The organism is Chromohalobacter sp. (genome assembly GCF_039830575.1).
In the GTDB taxonomy this organism is placed as follows: domain Bacteria; phylum Pseudomonadota; class Gammaproteobacteria; order Pseudomonadales; family Halomonadaceae; genus Chromohalobacter; species Chromohalobacter israelensis.
On record NZ_JBDOOX010000003.1, the window covers coordinates 91,152 to 106,083 of the forward strand.

The window sequence follows — 14,932 nt, forward strand, 5'->3', positions numbered from 1 at the left end:
TCAGCAGCAAGACGACGGGGTGGGCCATGAGGCCCACCCCGTTTTCATTGGCTTGCGACTTAGTGCGGATGTGGCGGGAATGCGTCGGCCTGGCGGCGGCGTCGTGGAAGCCGTCCAGACCATGGCTCCCGCGCGAAAGGGTCACGCCGACGCGAGGCCCGCCAGATGTTCGTAGAGCACGGCGATACCGATGCCGATGAGGATCAAGCCGCCCAGTATCTCGGCCCACTTGCCGACGATGGTACCAATGGCACGCCCGAGCAGCGTGCCGAGCGTGACCATCAAGGCCGTTGCCAGCCCGATCGCCACCGATGCGGCGATGATGTTGATATCCGTCAGCGCCAGGGTGATGCCGACGGCCATGGCATCGATGCTGGTGGCCAGCGCCGTGAAGGCAATCAGCCATATGGAGCGATTCTCCGGCTGGGTTTCGGCCGCCTTGATCGCTGCGCAGTCTTCCTTCTTCACCCCTGCCCAGATCATGTGACCGCCCAGCAACGCCAGCATGACGAAGGCGATCCAGTGATCGACGCCGGAGACGAAACGCATCGCCACGTGGCCCAGCGCCCAGCCCAGCAAGGGCATGATCGCCTCTACCACGCCGAACACGGCGCCTATGCGCAGCGCACTCAGCAGACGCACCTTCCTCAGCTCGGCTCCCCGGCCGATGGAAGCGGCAAAGGCATCTGTCGACATGGCGAATGCCAACAGAATCAAAGAAGCAGGATTCATGTGCTCTCCATGGTGTGCGTCAGGCGGAGCTGAGGTCTCGCTTTCACTCCAGAAACCCCATTATTTTTGTCAACTTTTTCACAGCCTATACCCGGCGCCCCTGCATGGCAATAACTACCTGAAAACAAAGAAAAAATTAACCATGATTGATCAGTATCGTGATGGTTAATACTGTGAGAGCAAGCTTCGAATGACTAACCGAGGTTGAATCATCCCCCTTCGGTTACGAAGGCAAGACAAGTCCTGCGACGTTTCCGCGCAACGTCAGAAAAACCCTTGGCATATCACCGAGATATCGCCCAATCTGATACACGTTTCGATGGGCAAAGGGATATCGCCATGCGTGCATTTTCGACTCGCCACCAACTGCTAGGCCTGGTCGGCTGGCTGGTAATCAGCTTTATTACCGCCGGCATCGGCGCTATTGCCTCGGTGGATGCGACTCAGTTCTATGCCGATCTCACACAGCCCGACTGGGCCCCTCCCGCGGGCGCGTTCGGACCGGTGTGGACGACTCTTTTCGCGTTGATGGGCATCGCCGCCTGGCTGGTATGGCGGGAAGGTGGCTGGCGCCGCCACCAAGGCGCGCTGACGCTATTTCTCGTGCATCTCGCCGTCAATGCGCTGTGGAGCTGGCTGTTCTTCGTCTGGCACCTGGGGGCATTGGCCTTCGTCGAGGTCATCCTGCTGTGGGGCATGATCCTCGCCACGCTCATCGCCTTCTGGCGCGTGCGCCCGTTGGCCGGGCTGCTGCTGGTGCCCTACCTCGCCTGGGTCTCGCTGGCCACGGCGCTGACCTACACCGTGTGGCAACTCAACCCGCAGTTGCTGGGATGAATGGAAGAGACAGCCATCATTGAGGCAGGCCCATGCGTCCTGCCTCATGCGAAAGCCTACTTTATCTCTCGCACGGGACCGGGCATGACTGTGCACAGGACACAACGCACAGGAGCCTGACATGCCCACCCACGCCACCACCGAATTCTGGAAGGACCTCGCTCCCATCGCCGAAAGCTTCAAGCCCGATGCCAGGCCCGAGGTCCACATCGCCAACGCCCCCACCGACGACGAGCGCTACTACGTGCCGTTCTCCGACACCGTTTCCTCCCGGCCGCTGTGGATTTCGCCCTCGCAAAACCGCTGGTGCGATGTCCTCATGGCCAAGGGCGCCGGGCTGGTCAACCGTCACTACCATCCCCATGAAGTCTTCGCCTACACCATCTCCGGCAAATGGGGCTACCTGGAGCACGACTGGGTCGCCACCGCCGGCGATTTCATCTACGAAACACCCGGCGAAGGACACACCCTCGTCGCCTACGACCATCCCGACCCGATGCGCGTCTTTTTCATCGTCACCGGCCCGCTGATCTGGCTGGACGAAAACGGCGACTCCTGCGGCCACTTCGACGTGCATGACTACATCGCCCTCTGCCGCGACCATTACGACAAGGTCGGCCTCGGCGCCGACCTGGTGGACAGCCTCTTCCGCTAACCAACCCGCGACTCACCGCCGCCACGCCGCTGCACATTCTGCGGCGTGCATTTTTCATGCAGCTTGACTACGGTGAACATGTCGCTAGGTATAATTAGGTCAAGAAAGTCAATGATGAAACTCGCGCCTGCCCTGGGTAACCAGGTGGCGATAAGAAGCAGCTAGCATCCAAATGGAGCCTGGGTGTTTCAATGCACAAGGAATCATTGGACAATTTTTCCAACAAGAAGAGGCCATTATGACAAAACTAATAGCATTCTTTTTCGCTTCAATGATGATTGTTGGCGTCGCTCATGCACACTCTGGAGGAACCGACGAAAACGGCTGTCACGCAGGTTCCAAGCCGTATCACTGTCACTAACCAGGGCATCACTGCACCGAGCTGATATGCTCGGTGCAGTGCTAGGACCACCTTCAGATCAAATGTCAAAAGCGCTCCGCTCTCGCTTTTACGAATCGCCCTCCGGCACCGTCTATATAAACTTTAACCGATATTTAAAAAGGCCCATACGGTACTGCATGCAAGTGTGGCTGCTGTGCCTTGAACAACGTCGAATTCATGCGCCTTTTGGGCTACCGAAGACTCAAGACACCGTTACAGCGTTTCTTCCAGAAGCTGGGACAGTCGCTTGTGGTGCAGGGCGTCGGCGGCTGCATCGTAGGAAGGAGCGTCCTTGGCCGTGAAGCCGTGGGCTGCACCCTTGTAGAGTTCGGTGATGAAGTGCACGCCGGCGGCGGCAAGCGCTTCATCCATGCGGGCGATCTGGTCCGGGGGCAATAGCTCGTCCTTGTCGGCATGGCCGAAATAGACACGCCCTTCGATGGCACCAACGACGTTCACGAGACTGTTCGGATCGTTCGCCTCGGCCAGCCGCGCCGAATGGAAGCCGGCCGCAGCCGCCACACGGTCGGCGTGCTCTGCCGCCATGCGCAGCGCAAAGGCGCCCGTCATGCAATAGCCGACCACACCGATCTTGCCGTCCGCGAACTCGGTCTCGTGGTCGATACCGTCCAGCAGGGCGGCGAAGTCGCGGGATTGCGCCTCGGGCGTCAGGTGGGCGGCATACTCGAGCAACGTCGGTCGCACATCCGGATCTCGGAAGGACTTGCCCTCCGGCACGATGTGACCGCTTGCATCGCGGTAGTAGACGTTGGGCATCAATACGGCATAGCCGTTATTGGCGATTTGCTGGGCCTTCTCGTGGTAGCAGGGACGCAGGCCACCGATATCGGTGAACAGCACCACGGCCGGAAGGGGGCCGTCGGCGTGCTCGGGCGTGAAGATATGCGCGTCGATAGTGCCGTCGGCGGCGGGGATTTCGATAGCACGAGACATGGCTGAGCTCCGGATTGTCGATGTCGAACGTCACTAGAGACGAATCTAACCGCAGACAGCCCCGGATGACGAGGTCATGGCGCCACTGCGCTGTCGATCATCCGGCCCGCCCTCGCCCGTTACCGCCCCAAGGGAGCGCGCCGCCAGGCACGCGACGCAAGACGCCCCCTTTCATTGGTGCCGCGGGCCAGCCCTTGACCCGCAGCACGTGCATGACAGCGCTGTTTCAGCCGAACAGCCAGGGATCGACCAGCCCGCTCGGATAGGTCAGTGTCAGGAACTCGGCCATGCCCATCAGGAAGGCCGTAACGCCGAGCGCCATGATGGCCGCCACCCAGGGCTTGAGGCGCGCGATGACCAAGAGGAACACGAGGCAGAACAGTGTCGCGGCAGTGATGAAGCCCAGTAGTTGCATGGCGCCGACCAGAGCGAAGAAGCCTGCCAGCCAGAGCCCTTGCTGGCCGATGGCTTGAGGCTGCCACTGGGGACGGTGCATCAGGCAACGCGCAATCTCCAGAAGGCAGGAGACGGCGAGGATCGCGATGGCCAGCCGCGGCATGATGCCGCCGATCAGGGTCAGGTCGGCCACGTCGATCCAGGCAATGGCCGCCGTACCAAGCAGGGCGGCGAAGAGCACTACGTCGATGCCCCCCAGGGTCGGAGGCTCGGTGCGGGCCGTGGCGGCAGCGCCGACCGAGGCGGCCTGGCGACGCTTGATCCAAAGCGAGCGCAGCAGGGGAATGAAGAGAGCCGCCAGGATCAAGGCGCCGATGATCAACACGCCGGGGCGCATGAAGGCCTCCGTGCCCTGGAACTGCACCGCCTGGTAGAAATACCCCTCCGCGCCCGGCGCCAGCACGAAACCGATCAGGAAGGCAGGGCGCGACCAATTCGCCTGCTTGAACAGCACGCCCAGGATGCCGACCGCCCCCAGGGCGAGCAGGTCACCCGCGGAACGCGTGGCCTGGAAGGCGGCGAACATGATCAGCACCGTGATCAGCGGTGCCAGCGTGGCGAAGGGAACCCGGGTCAGGCTGGCCACCGGACGCGCCAGCACCAGGCAGAGCGCGGCGCCCAGGATATTGGCCAGGGCCAGCGACCAGATGATGGTATAGGTCAGATCGAGGTGGGTCTCGATCATGCCGACCCCCGGCTGCAGGCCGAGCAACAATAGACCGCCGAGGAATACCGCGGCCGTTCCCGAGCCCGGCACGCCAAACAGCAGGGTCGGCACCATGGCCCCGCAGGCGCAGGCATTGTTGGCGGATTCCGGGGCGATCACCCCGCGAATGTCTCCCTTGCCGAATTCGGACTTGTCCTTGGCGCTCTGCACCGCATGGCCGTAGGTGAGCCAGTCGACCACGGAGCCGGCCAAGCCGGGAATCGTGCCGATCAGGCTGCCGATGGCCGCACAGCGCGCGACGAGCCCGCGTTGCTCACGAACGTTGCGGATGCCTGCCCGCCAGCCTTCGCCGAGCTCACAAGGCTCTTCGGCGATCGAACCGCGCTTCACGAGGAGGTCGACGATCTCGGGGAGAGCGAAGATCCCGAGCCCCACCACCACCAGGGGCAAGCCATCGTAGAGATAGTCGAGTCCGAAATTCATGCGGAACTCGCCGGTGGCCGGTGCCATGCCGATGGCGCCCACCAGCAGGCCCAGGCCGCAGGCGGCCAGCCCCTTGAAGAGGTCGCGCCCGGAGAGCACGGCCACCATGGACAGGCCGAGCAGGGTCAGCATGAAGAGTTCGGAGGAAGAGAACGACAGCACCAGCGGACGGGCGATCAGGATAAAGCCGGTCAAGATGACGGCACCGATGATGCCCCCGATCATCGAAGACAGAAAGGCGCTGGACAGCGCGCGTGCCGCCTGGCCACGCTTGGCCAGCGAGAAGCCATCGATGACCGTTGCCTGGGATGCGCTGGAGCCGGGAATCCCCAACAGTACCGAGGCAAAGGTATCGCCGGTGGGAATCACGGCGACCAGGCCCATCAGCATGCCCAGGGCCACAGCCGGCTCCATGCCGTAGAGAAAGGGCAGCAGCAGCGACATGCCGGCGATGCCACCGAGGCCGGGGATGATGCCGACCACGAGGCCGACCAGCACGCCCAGCACCATGAAGAGCAGATGGGACAGTGTGAAAAGCTGTCCCAGGCTGGAAAGAAAGATATCGAGCATGGCGTATGGCTCTTGTTTTATGTGGCCGGAGGGAGCCTGGATGACCGGCCCCGGTGAGACCGGTACATCCGGCTGCGCATCAGATCTTGGCGCCGTGTTCCGACTCTAGCCAGTCGGCCAGCCAGTCGCGCGTGGCGTCATCGATGGACATGGCATCATCAAGATGGCGCTGGACGGTGTCGCCGATCACCGGTGTGTAAGGCCCCAGCTGTGCGTCGGCGGCTTTCTTGAACGCCTTGGTATCCACGAAATCTCGTGCCGCCTGGCGATAGGTCTCGATCAGGGCCTGCGGCGTGTCCTTCGGCACCATGATCAACTTCTGCAAGGCATAGCCGGAGGCAAAGAACTTGCGAAATGCCTCATACTCATTGCCCGACGGCGCCTCGCCATGCTGCGCCTGGTAGACCTCGTTGAAAGTGGGCAACCCCGGGAAAGCCGGATCGCGCACGATCTTGCCTTCGTCGTTCAGCACCCCTAGCGAGAAGAGCGGTACTGCCTTGCCGGCCTTGACCAGCGGCTCGACGTTGCTCAGATAAGCGGAGGTCGTCTGGAAGTCGATGTCGGCTTCACCACGCTCGAACGCCAGGCGGCCCTCGCCCCGACTGCGCATGCCGAACACTGCTTGCACGTCGGCACCCAGCATGTCCAGCGCGATCAGGACAGGCAGCTCGACGCCGGTGGGGTTCTGTGCCGCCAGTTTGACCGGCTGTTCCAGCAGGGCGTCCAGCGCCATCTCGGCCGACTCGCCGAGACTAGGCTGGGCATAGACCACTCCCCCCGTCGGCGTGGCCAGGATGGGCGTCCAGTCGCTGTAGTCGTAACGCACGCGGGGATCGCCGAGCATGGCCGGATACTGGGTCGAGGCCGAGGTCCCCAACCAGTCACTGCCATCCGACTTGGCACGCACGGTGAACAGATTGGCGCCGTTGATCGAGCCACCACCGGGCACGTTGTCGATCATGATGGTCGGTTCGCCCGGCAGAGACTCGCTGAGCCAGGGCGAAAAGAAGCGCGCCCACACGTCTGTCCCTCCGCCGACACCGAAGGGAATGGTCCACTTGATGTTACCGGGCACCTCGACATCCTGGGCCTGTACGGCCGTCGTCAGTCCCAGTCCAGCAATCGCGCCCCCTAGCAATAATGCTTTCTTGAGTCGCCCGAGCGAAAGGCAGGCAGTTGCAGTCTTTTTGGTTGGCATGGCGTTACTCCTGACGTGTTGTAGTTGTCATGGTCGATGACCGACATCCCTGCGGATGCAAGGATTCAGCTGGCTCTTGAAGTCAGCATATCCTGACCAGGAGCCGAAGGAAGCGAGTAGAAAATGGTCCCGCTCATGATCTTTCTGGCGGTGCGGATAAGGGAAACGCGGGCAATGTCGACGGGGTTTCCGTTGCGGTGCTCGACATCCAGATCGATGAATCCGGAGGGATGTTCCAGGCTGACTTGTGACAGCTGACCATCCGCCGCCAGCTTTCCCGTCTCCACCACGATGCGGTTGGCCACGGTGCCCGGCACACTGACGGCCGTGGCCACCGCAATGGCGCCAGTGACGGCAATGGCCTTGTGGCAGCGATGAGGCACGAAATAGCGAGTGCACAACGTACTGTCGTCGTCGATCGGTGCCGATACCAGCACCGGCTTGGGCAAGACGCTCTGGCTGACATCCCCCAGCCCCATTCGCAGCCCCGCCTCGCGACGAACCGACTCCAGTCGCTCGAGCATGGCAGAATGAGCATCCAGTTCAGCGGGAGACTCCCGGCCACTGAGGCCCAGGTCGGCCGCGCTGACCATCATGATGGGAGTGGCAGCGTCGAGGCAGGTGACCTGGAGGCCATCTATCGTGTCGATGGCGTTACCGGTCGGCAGCAGCGCCCCCGTCTTGGTGCCGACGATATCCAGGAAACCGAGCTGGATGCCGGCGGCACATCCGGGGACGCCGCTGATCGTCGTATCGCCCTCGTAAGCGACCTGCCCTCCCGGGGTCGGCACATGACACTCGATCAACCGCTGGGTGTTGAGATTGCGCACCCGAACGGTCGTCATTCCCTCCTGGAGCGCTACCAGCCCCGTTTCGAGGGCATACGGACCGACGGCCGAGAGCATGTTGCCGCAGTTCGGGTTGAAGTCGACACGTCGATTGAGCACATCGACCTGCGCGAACAGGTAATCGACATCCGCCTCGGGGTGCGATGAACGCTCCACAATGGCGACCTTGCTGGTCAGCGGGTCGCCGCCTCCAATGCCATCGACCTGCAGAGCATGGCCCGATCCCATCAGGCTGATCAGGATCTCGGCTTGCGCCGCCTGGTTATCGGGAAGGTCCCTCATGCGCAGGAAAGGGCCTCTGGAGGTGCCACCGCGCATGATCATGCAGGGAATGCTGTTCATCATCGTCATGCCATATCGCGTCGAAAAGTCGTGATATGAGCATGTCAGGGCACTTTTCATGCCTCAAATGCAAATAGAATCGTCGATCAATTCGAAAAATGCATTAATGTGCTAAAGTCATTAATACACTTCATCCCATGCAAGAAAAACGACATGCTACATCGCCTGGAATTCCTCGATTTACAAGCCTTCATTCTGGTCGCAGAGCTGGGATCCTTTCACGAAGCCGCACAACGCCTCCATCTCTCTCAGCCGGCGCTATCCCGCCGAATTCAGAAGCTCGAAGAAATCCTGGAAGTCGAGTTGCTGGAACGCACCACCCGGCGAACGCGGCTGACCCCCATCGGCACGGACTTCCTGCCCCGGGCGAGACGCATGATCGAGGAGTACGAATCGTCGATCCTGGGCATTAGAGAGCTGGCCACGCATCAGAAGGGCACGGTCACCATTGCCTGCATCCCCACCGCGGCGTTCTATTTCCTGCCTAGTGTGATCCGTGGATTCAGCGAAGCCTGGCCCGGCATCCGCATCCGGATACTCGACGTGAGTGCCAAGGAAGGGCTGGAGAGGGTCATCAGCGGCGAGGCCGACTTCGGTATCAACATGTTCAGCGCCCAGAGTCCGGAAGTCTCTTTCACCCCACTGCTGAAAGACCCTTTCGTCCTGGCATTGCGTGCGGACCATCCCCTTGTCGATAAGCCAAGAATCGAATGGTCGGATCTTGAACAGGTCAGGTTGATCACGGTGAGCCGGGACAGCGGTAATCGCATCCTGCTGGACAACACCCTGTCGGCGGAAGGCATTCGATTGAACAGCTTCTACGAAGTCCAGCACCTTTCCACTTCGCTGGGCCTGGTCGAGTCGGGGCTGGGCGTGGCCATATTGCCTCGCATGACCATGCCCGGCGCCGACCATGACTCGCTGCGCGCACGTGAACTCCCCAAGCCGCGCATTCAGCGCACGATCGGCCTGGTAAGAAGCAACTCGCACAGTATTTCCAGCACGGCCCAGCTGTTTATCGACATGCTGCTCGAGCGCTGGGGCAACTCCGCCTGCACCTGAGATAGCCCGATAGGCAGCCTGCTCCGGTCTCACGATCGGAGCTCGGCGCTTTTCCCTCACGCATCGTAATCGATGGCAAACGCGGACCAGGCCTGGCGCGTGGGCATGACTTCCAGCCGATTGAAATTGACATGCGGCGGGAGTGTGGCGATGTAGAACATCTGCTCGGCGATATCCTCGGCAGTGAGCGCAGTGGTGCCGCGATACAGCGCGTCGGCAGCGACCTGGTCACCGCCGGTGCGCACGAGGGTGAATTCGGTCTCGGCAATGCCGGGCGCGAGGTCGGTCACGCGCACACCGGTGCCGAGCAGGTCGCAGCGCAGGTTGTAGCTGAACTGTTTGACGAAGGCCTTGGAGGCGCCATAGACGTGGCTGCCAGGATACGGCCATTGGCCGGCGATGGAGCCGACATTGACGATGGTGGCGCCCTCGCCGACGTCGATCAGCGTGGGCAGCAACGCATGGGTGACATTGACCAGCCCCGTGACGTTGGTATCGATCATGGTGTGCCAGTCGCTCCGGTCGGTGTGTTGGGCGGGCTGCGGCGCCAGCGCGAGGCCAGCGTTGTTGAGCAGCGTGCGCACCCGCGTGAAGCCTTCCGGCAACGCGGCCACGGCGGCATCCACGGCATCGCTGTCGCGCACGTCGAGGGCGACGATATGCACCGGCACCCGCCCCTGGAGCTCTTCCTTCAAGGCTTCCAGGCGCTCGAGACGCCGCCCGGTAAGCACCAGCGACCAGCCCGCGGCAGCAAAGCGATGCGCAGCGGCGCGGCCGAACCCGGACGTCGCACCAGTGATGAAGACACAATCCGTCATGCCGATTTCCTCTTGTCGTGATGATGATGTTGACGCGTCAGCCAATCGCCTCGCGGAGCAGTACCCACAGCGAGAGCGCGATCAACAGTGGCGCGACGCTGAACTTGAGCGAGCGCGGCGGCGCGCGTTCGAAGCGCCACTGGCCCAGGACATTGCCGAGCAGGGCCGGTAGCAGTAGCCATGCCGCCCATTGCCAGGTGCCGGCCGTCAGAGCACCGGCCAGCCCCAACCCGAGCAGGGAGGCGCTACTGCTGGCGGCGAAGAAAACGATGGCCGTGGCACGCGCCGAAAGCGACGGCATGCGGCGATACAGCAGGTACAGCATCAACGGCGGCCCGCCCGAGGAGGCCAGCGTCATGCACAGTCCCGAGAGCCCGCCCGCGCCAAGCACCACGCCACGCGCTTGCGCACCGCGACCGGGCGCGGCGACATCCCGCTGGCAGAGCAGGGCCACGGCACCGCTCAGCGCCAACAGCGCGACGACGATACGCATCGGCGCAGCCGGTACGCTCGCCAGCAGCCACACGCCGAGTCCGGTCGCCATCGCCATGCCCAGCAACAACGGACGCAGGCAAGGCCAATCGGCATGACGCAGGGCACGTCGCCACAACCCCAGGCTCGTGACGAGGTCCAGCAGCAACGCCAACGGCACGGCCTGAATGGGCGGCATGAACAGCGTCAAGCCAAGTGCGAGCAGCATGGCGAACCCGAAGCCGCAATACCCGCGCACGCCCCCCGCCAAGAGCGCGAGGCTCATCGCGGCGACAAGCGTAGGTAACGTCGGGGGCACGGCGACTCCTCGGGAACGGGAATGAATCACTGGCACCGCAGCCTATCCAAGGCCGTGAATGCCACGGTAGAGCCAGTTGCGGCGCCTCGATGGGACATCCCGACGTCAGGAAGGAATCGGCATTGGCCGATCGTCACTCGCAGAGACAAGTGCGCAGGACGGTCCGAGCCGAGGGGGCAATCGGATCACGTCAAGTGGAAGGAAGCGGTAGCGCGACACGGCGCACTTCGTTCTGAAGGGCCGTGTCACGTTTCCCGGCACGTCAGGCGCTAACCGGGAAAGGAGAGAGTCACGCGACGTCGAAACGGTCGGCGTTCATCACTTTCGTCCAGGCGGCGACGAAGTCGTTGACGAATTTCTCTTCATTATCGTCCTGTGCATAGACTTCCGCGTAAGAACGCAGCAGCGAGTTGGAACCGAAGACCAGATCAACGCGCGATGCTGTCCATTTGACGGCATCCGTTTCCCGGTCACGGATCTCGTACACGTTGTTGCCCGCCGGCTTCCAGGTATTGCCCATGTCGGTCAGGTTGACGAAGAAATCGTTGGTCAACTGCCCTTCACGGTCGGTGAAGACACCGTGCCTGGTGCCACCATGATTGGTGCCCAGCACTCGCATACCGCCGATCAGCACGGTCATTTCCGGCCCGGTCAGCCCCATCAGTTGGGCGCGATCGAGCAGCATTTCCTCCGGCTTCACCACGTAGTCTTGCTTCTGCCAATTACGGAATCCATCGGCCAACGGTTCCAGCGGCGCGAAGGAGGCGGCATCGGTCATCTCGTCGGTGGCATCGCCGCGGCCTTTCAAGAACGGTACATGCACGTCATGGCCCGCCGCTTTTGCCGCTCGTTCGATGCCCACGCTGCCCCCCAGCACGATCACATCGGCGATGCTGGCACCGGTCTCGGCGGAGATCCGCTCATAGACGTCGAGGACCTTGGCAAGACGCTCGGGCTCATTCCCCGGCCACGTCTTCTGAGGCGCCAGGCGGATGCGCGCACCGTTGGCGCCCCCCCGCATGTCGGAACCACGATACGTGCGAGCGCTGTCCCAGGCCGTACTGACCATTTCACCGATGCTCAGGCCGCTTTCCGCGATTTTCTGCTTCACGACCTCTTCGCAATAGGCGATGCTGCCCGCCGGGATCGGGTCCTGCCAGATCAGGTCATCTGCGGGTACGTCGGGGCCGATATAGCGCGCCTTCGGGCCCAGGTCGCGATGGGTAAGCTTGAACCATGCCTTGGCAAAGGTTTCAGAGAAATACTCTGGATCGTCCATGAATTTCCGGCAGATCTCGTTGTATACGGGGTCCACCTTCATCGCCATGTCCGCATCGGTCATGATCGGCATACGGCGAATCGACGGATCCTCGACATCAACCGGCATATCCTCTTCGGCAATGTCGACTGGCTCCCATTGCCACGCACCCGCCGGGCTCTTCTTGAGCTCCCACTCGTGGTTGAACAGCATATCGAACCAGCCCATGTCCCACTGGGTCGGGTTCTTGGTCCAGGCGCCTTCTATACCGGACACGACGGTATCGCGACCGATACCGCGGCCTTTGGTATTCATCCAGCCAATGCCCTGATATTCCACATCGGCCGCTTCCGGCTCCGCACTGAGGTTCTCCGCCTCACCGTTGCCATGGCATTTGCCGATCGTGTGGCCACCGGCCGTCAGCGCCGCTGTCTCTTCATCGTTCATGGCCATGCGAGCGAAGGTCTCGCGTACCTGCTCGGCGGTTTTCTGCGGATCGGGTTGTCCGTTCACCCCCTCGGGATTGACGTAGATGAGCCCCATCTGCACCGCTGCCAGCGGATTTTCCATGGTGTCCGGCTTTTCGACATCGGCATAACGCTCATCGGAAGGTGCCAGCCACTCCTTCTCGTCGCCCCAGTAGATGTCCTTTTCCGGATGCCAGATATCTTCACGACCGAAGGCGAAGCCGTACGTCTTCAATCCCGCGACTTCATAGGCGATGGTGCCGGAAAGGACCATCAGGTCGGCCCATGAAATCTTGTTGCCATACTTCTTCTTGATCGGCCACAGGAGGCGGCGCCCCTTGTCGGTATTCACGTTATCCGGCCAGGAGTTGAGCGGTGCAAAGCGTTGATTCCCTGTGCCACCGCCGCCACGGCCATCCGCCAAGCGATATGACCCTGCAGAGTGCCATGCGACACGGGCAAACATGCCTACGTAGCTTCCCCAGTCCGCAGGCCACCATGCCTGACTATCCACCATCAGCTGGCGGAGATCGTTCTTCAGCGCTTGAACGTCAAGCTTCTTGACCTCCTCCCGATAGTTGAAGTCGGGGTCCATCGGATTGGTTTTACGGTCGTGCTGGTGCAGGATATCCAGGTTAACACCTTCCGGCCACCAGTCTTTATTGGAGGTCCCCGTGGAGGTATTGCCGCCGTGCATTACCGGGCATTTTCCGCTCATGTTGCATTCCCCTTAATCGCGCTTGCGCTTGGTGATACCAACGGTATCCATGGTCGTCACCTTCAATAACGCACACGGCCTTGGGTGACGGCCGTGCGTTATCGACGTCTCCCTTTTTTAAAGCATCCCTCTCATAGTAAAAATTTGTATTTTGCTACCTGCCGGATAGGAATAAATCATTACAGTGCACGCGCGGTGCCACCCCGCTGTCACGGCGCCGGCCTCTTTCTGGCTCTATCGGGGCAGGAGTTAAGCTGCATAGGCTTGTGCGATAACCGTCACCGTTCCTCGCCGACCGCACAGGACTACGCCCATGACCACGACCAACGATCTCGTTCATCAACTCGACCGCCAGCACGTGTTTCACTCCTGGTCCCGGCAGGGACAGCTCGATCCGCTGGTGATCGCCGGCGCCGAGGGGTGTCGGATGTGGGATTACGCAGGCAAGGAATACCTGGATTTCAGCAGCCAGCTGGTGAACACCAACATCGGCCACCAGCATCCCAAGGTCATTGCCGCCATCAAGGAGCAGGCCGAGACCCTGGCCACGGTGGCTCCGGCGCATGCCAACCTGGCGCGCGGCGAAGCCGCCAAGCGCATCCTGGAGCGTGCCCCCCGGGGCTTCTCCAAGGTGTTCTTCACCAACGCCGGGGCGGATGCCAACGAGAACGCCATCCGCATGGCGCGGAGCTACACCGGACGCGACAAGATTCTCTCGGCGTATCGCTCCTACCACGGCAACACCGGCTCGGCCATCGCCGCCACCGGAGATCCACGCCGCGTGCCCAACGAGTTCGCCCGGGGCCACGCGCACTTCTTCAATCCGTATCTCTACCGCAGCGACTTCTGGGCCAGCAACGCGGAGGAAGAGTGCCAGCGCGCCTTGCAGCACCTGCGCCGGGTCATCGAATGCGAGGGGCCGGAAGCGATCGCCGCCATTCTGCTCGAACCGATTCCCGGCACGGCCGGTGTGCTGACTCCACCGCCGGGATACCTGCGCGGCGTGCGCGAACTGGCCGACGAATTCGGCATCCTGCTGATCTTCGATGAAGTGATGGCTGGTTTCGGGCGTACCGGGCGCTGGTTCGCCTTCGAGCACTTCGATGTCACCCCGGACCTGATCGTGTTCGCCAAGGGCGTCAATTCCGGTTACGTGCCGGCCGGCGGCGTCGTGGTCTCGGATGCCATCAGCCGTCATTTCGACGCGCACATGTTCTTCGGCGGCCTGACCTACTCCGGACATCCGCTGGCGATGGCCGCCATCGTCGCCACCCTGGATGCGATGCGCGAGGAAGGCGTGGTGGAAAACGCCGCACGCATCGGCGACGGCGTGCTCGGCCAGGGCCTCGAGCGCCTGGCGCACCGGCATGCCATCGTCGGCGAAACACGCGGGCTGGGGGTCTTTCATGCCCTGGAACTGGTCAGCGACCGCAAACGCCGCACACCGCTTGCCGCGGATGCGATGAACGAGATCAAGCATGCCCTGCTCGCCGAGGGCATGCTGCCGTTCGTGGCCGAGAACCGTATTCATGTGGTCCCGCCGTGTATCGTCAGCGAGGCGGAAATCCAGCAGGGACTGGCGATTCTGGATAACGTTTTGGGCGAGATGTCAGCCAAGCACGCCGCTTGATTGCCTGGGTCGCGGGCGGCATCGCCACCGCAAAGCTAGATAACATGCGCCAGGCCTTTGCCCGG

13 protein-coding genes are annotated in these 14,932 nt (G+C 62.2%); 5 read left to right on the forward strand and 8 right to left on the reverse strand.

Going from position 1 to position 14,932, the window contains the following annotated elements; translation table 11 throughout:
* Positions 1 to 141 precede the first annotated feature (141 nt).
* Complete coding sequence (locus ABGX75_RS01375; RefSeq protein WP_011505479.1) at positions 142 to 732, reverse strand: manganese efflux pump MntP family protein; 591 nt, start codon at positions 730 to 732, stop codon at positions 142 to 144.
* A 339-nt stretch (positions 733 to 1,071) separates the two neighbouring features.
* Between ABGX75_RS01375 and ABGX75_RS01380 the strand changes: the two genes are divergently transcribed.
* The 3 genes from ABGX75_RS01380 to ABGX75_RS01390 all read left to right on the forward strand — a co-directional run bounded on the left by ABGX75_RS01380 (position 1,072) and on the right by ABGX75_RS01390 (position 2,585).
* Complete coding sequence (locus tag ABGX75_RS01380; protein ID WP_011505478.1) at positions 1,072 to 1,569, forward strand: TspO/MBR family protein; 498 nt, start codon at positions 1,072 to 1,074, stop codon at positions 1,567 to 1,569.
* Positions 1,570 to 1,690: 121 nt separating this feature from the next.
* Complete coding sequence (locus ABGX75_RS01385) at positions 1,691 to 2,224, forward strand: 2,4'-dihydroxyacetophenone dioxygenase family protein (protein WP_035415002.1); 534 nt, start codon at positions 1,691 to 1,693, stop codon at positions 2,222 to 2,224.
* A 274-nt stretch (positions 2,225 to 2,498) separates the two neighbouring features.
* Positions 2,499 to 2,585 (forward strand): YHYH domain-containing protein, encoded by an 87-nt coding sequence (locus ABGX75_RS01390; RefSeq protein ID WP_240673397.1) that lies wholly within the window; start codon positions 2,499 to 2,501, stop codon positions 2,583 to 2,585.
* 234 nt (positions 2,586 to 2,819) lie between these two features.
* Here ABGX75_RS01390 and ABGX75_RS01395 read toward each other — a convergent pair whose 3' ends face one another.
* The 4 genes from ABGX75_RS01395 to ABGX75_RS01410 form a co-directional block, all read right to left on the reverse strand.
* Positions 2,820 to 3,560, reverse strand: a complete 741-nt coding sequence (locus ABGX75_RS01395) for a dienelactone hydrolase family protein (protein WP_347410866.1) — start codon at positions 3,558 to 3,560, stop codon at positions 2,820 to 2,822.
* 226 nt (positions 3,561 to 3,786) lie between these two features.
* Positions 3,787 to 5,736 carry a tripartite tricarboxylate transporter permease gene (locus ABGX75_RS01400; protein WP_347410865.1) on the reverse strand — a complete coding sequence of 650 codons (1,950 nt, stop codon included), beginning with the start codon at positions 5,734 to 5,736 and terminating at the stop codon, positions 3,787 to 3,789.
* A 79-nt stretch (positions 5,737 to 5,815) separates the two neighbouring features.
* Positions 5,816 to 6,934, reverse strand: coding sequence for a tricarboxylate transporter (locus ABGX75_RS01405; protein ID WP_347410864.1), 1,119 nt, complete (start codon positions 6,932 to 6,934; stop codon positions 5,816 to 5,818).
* Between the two features lie 65 nt (positions 6,935 to 6,999).
* The gene (locus tag ABGX75_RS01410) at positions 7,000 to 8,133 is read right to left on the reverse strand and encodes a 4-oxalomesaconate tautomerase (RefSeq protein ID WP_205687167.1); all 1,134 of its coding nucleotides are present in this window, start codon (positions 8,131 to 8,133) and stop codon (positions 7,000 to 7,002) included.
* Positions 8,134 to 8,277: 144 nt separating this feature from the next.
* On the opposite strand from ABGX75_RS01410, the gene ABGX75_RS01415 reads away from it, so the two are divergent.
* On the forward strand, positions 8,278 to 9,186 hold the full coding sequence (locus ABGX75_RS01415) for a LysR substrate-binding domain-containing protein (RefSeq protein ID WP_347410863.1): 909 nt from the start codon (positions 8,278 to 8,280) through the stop codon (positions 9,184 to 9,186).
* Between the two features lie 56 nt (positions 9,187 to 9,242).
* Here ABGX75_RS01415 and ABGX75_RS01420 read toward each other — a convergent pair whose 3' ends face one another.
* The 3 genes from ABGX75_RS01420 to katG form a co-directional block, all read right to left on the reverse strand.
* On the reverse strand, positions 9,243 to 10,004 hold the full coding sequence (locus tag ABGX75_RS01420) for an SDR family NAD(P)-dependent oxidoreductase (RefSeq protein WP_347410862.1): 762 nt from the start codon (positions 10,002 to 10,004) through the stop codon (positions 9,243 to 9,245).
* A 37-nt stretch (positions 10,005 to 10,041) separates the two neighbouring features.
* Positions 10,042 to 10,794 carry a sulfite exporter TauE/SafE family protein gene (locus tag ABGX75_RS01425; protein ID WP_218781741.1) on the reverse strand — a complete coding sequence of 251 codons (753 nt, stop codon included), beginning with the start codon at positions 10,792 to 10,794 and terminating at the stop codon, positions 10,042 to 10,044.
* A 289-nt stretch (positions 10,795 to 11,083) separates the two neighbouring features.
* Positions 11,084 to 13,237, reverse strand: a complete 2,154-nt coding sequence (gene katG / locus ABGX75_RS01430; RefSeq protein ID WP_347410861.1) for a catalase/peroxidase HPI — start codon at positions 13,235 to 13,237, stop codon at positions 11,084 to 11,086.
* A 313-nt stretch (positions 13,238 to 13,550) separates the two neighbouring features.
* On the opposite strand from katG, the gene ABGX75_RS01435 reads away from it, so the two are divergent.
* Positions 13,551 to 14,867: an aspartate aminotransferase family protein gene (locus ABGX75_RS01435; protein ID WP_347410860.1), complete on the forward strand. Its 1,317-nt coding sequence runs from the start codon at positions 13,551 to 13,553 to the stop codon at positions 14,865 to 14,867.
* Positions 14,868 to 14,932: the final 65 nt, after the last annotated feature.

What these genes read in the sequence shown, in the direction of transcription:
- ABGX75_RS01375 (WP_011505479.1), bottom strand. Translation starts at nt 732, where the DNA reads ATGAATCCTGCTTCTTTGATTCTGTTGGCATTCGCCATGTCGACAGAT.
- ABGX75_RS01380 (WP_011505478.1), top strand. Translation starts at nt 1,072, where the DNA reads ATGCGTGCATTTTCGACTCGCCACCAACTGCTAGGCCTGGTCGGCTGG.
- ABGX75_RS01385 (WP_035415002.1), top strand. Translation starts at nt 1,691, where the DNA reads ATGCCCACCCACGCCACCACCGAATTCTGGAAGGACCTCGCTCCCATC.
- ABGX75_RS01390 (WP_240673397.1), top strand. Translation starts at nt 2,499, where the DNA reads ATGATTGTTGGCGTCGCTCATGCACACTCTGGAGGAACCGACGAAAAC.
- ABGX75_RS01395 (WP_347410866.1), bottom strand. Translation starts at nt 3,560, where the DNA reads ATGTCTCGTGCTATCGAAATCCCCGCCGCCGACGGCACTATCGACGCG.
- ABGX75_RS01400 (WP_347410865.1), bottom strand. Translation starts at nt 5,736, where the DNA reads ATGCTCGATATCTTTCTTTCCAGCCTGGGACAGCTTTTCACACTGTCC.
- ABGX75_RS01405 (WP_347410864.1), bottom strand. Translation starts at nt 6,934, where the DNA reads ATGCCAACCAAAAAGACTGCAACTGCCTGCCTTTCGCTCGGGCGACTC.
- ABGX75_RS01410 (WP_205687167.1), bottom strand. Translation starts at nt 8,133, where the DNA reads ATGACGATGATGAACAGCATTCCCTGCATGATCATGCGCGGTGGCACC.
- ABGX75_RS01415 (WP_347410863.1), top strand. Translation starts at nt 8,278, where the DNA reads ATGCTACATCGCCTGGAATTCCTCGATTTACAAGCCTTCATTCTGGTC.
- ABGX75_RS01420 (WP_347410862.1), bottom strand. Translation starts at nt 10,004, where the DNA reads ATGACGGATTGTGTCTTCATCACTGGTGCGACGTCCGGGTTCGGCCGC.
- katG (WP_347410861.1), bottom strand. Translation starts at nt 13,237, where the DNA reads ATGAGCGGAAAATGCCCGGTAATGCACGGCGGCAATACCTCCACGGGG.
- ABGX75_RS01435 (WP_347410860.1), top strand. Translation starts at nt 13,551, where the DNA reads ATGACCACGACCAACGATCTCGTTCATCAACTCGACCGCCAGCACGTG.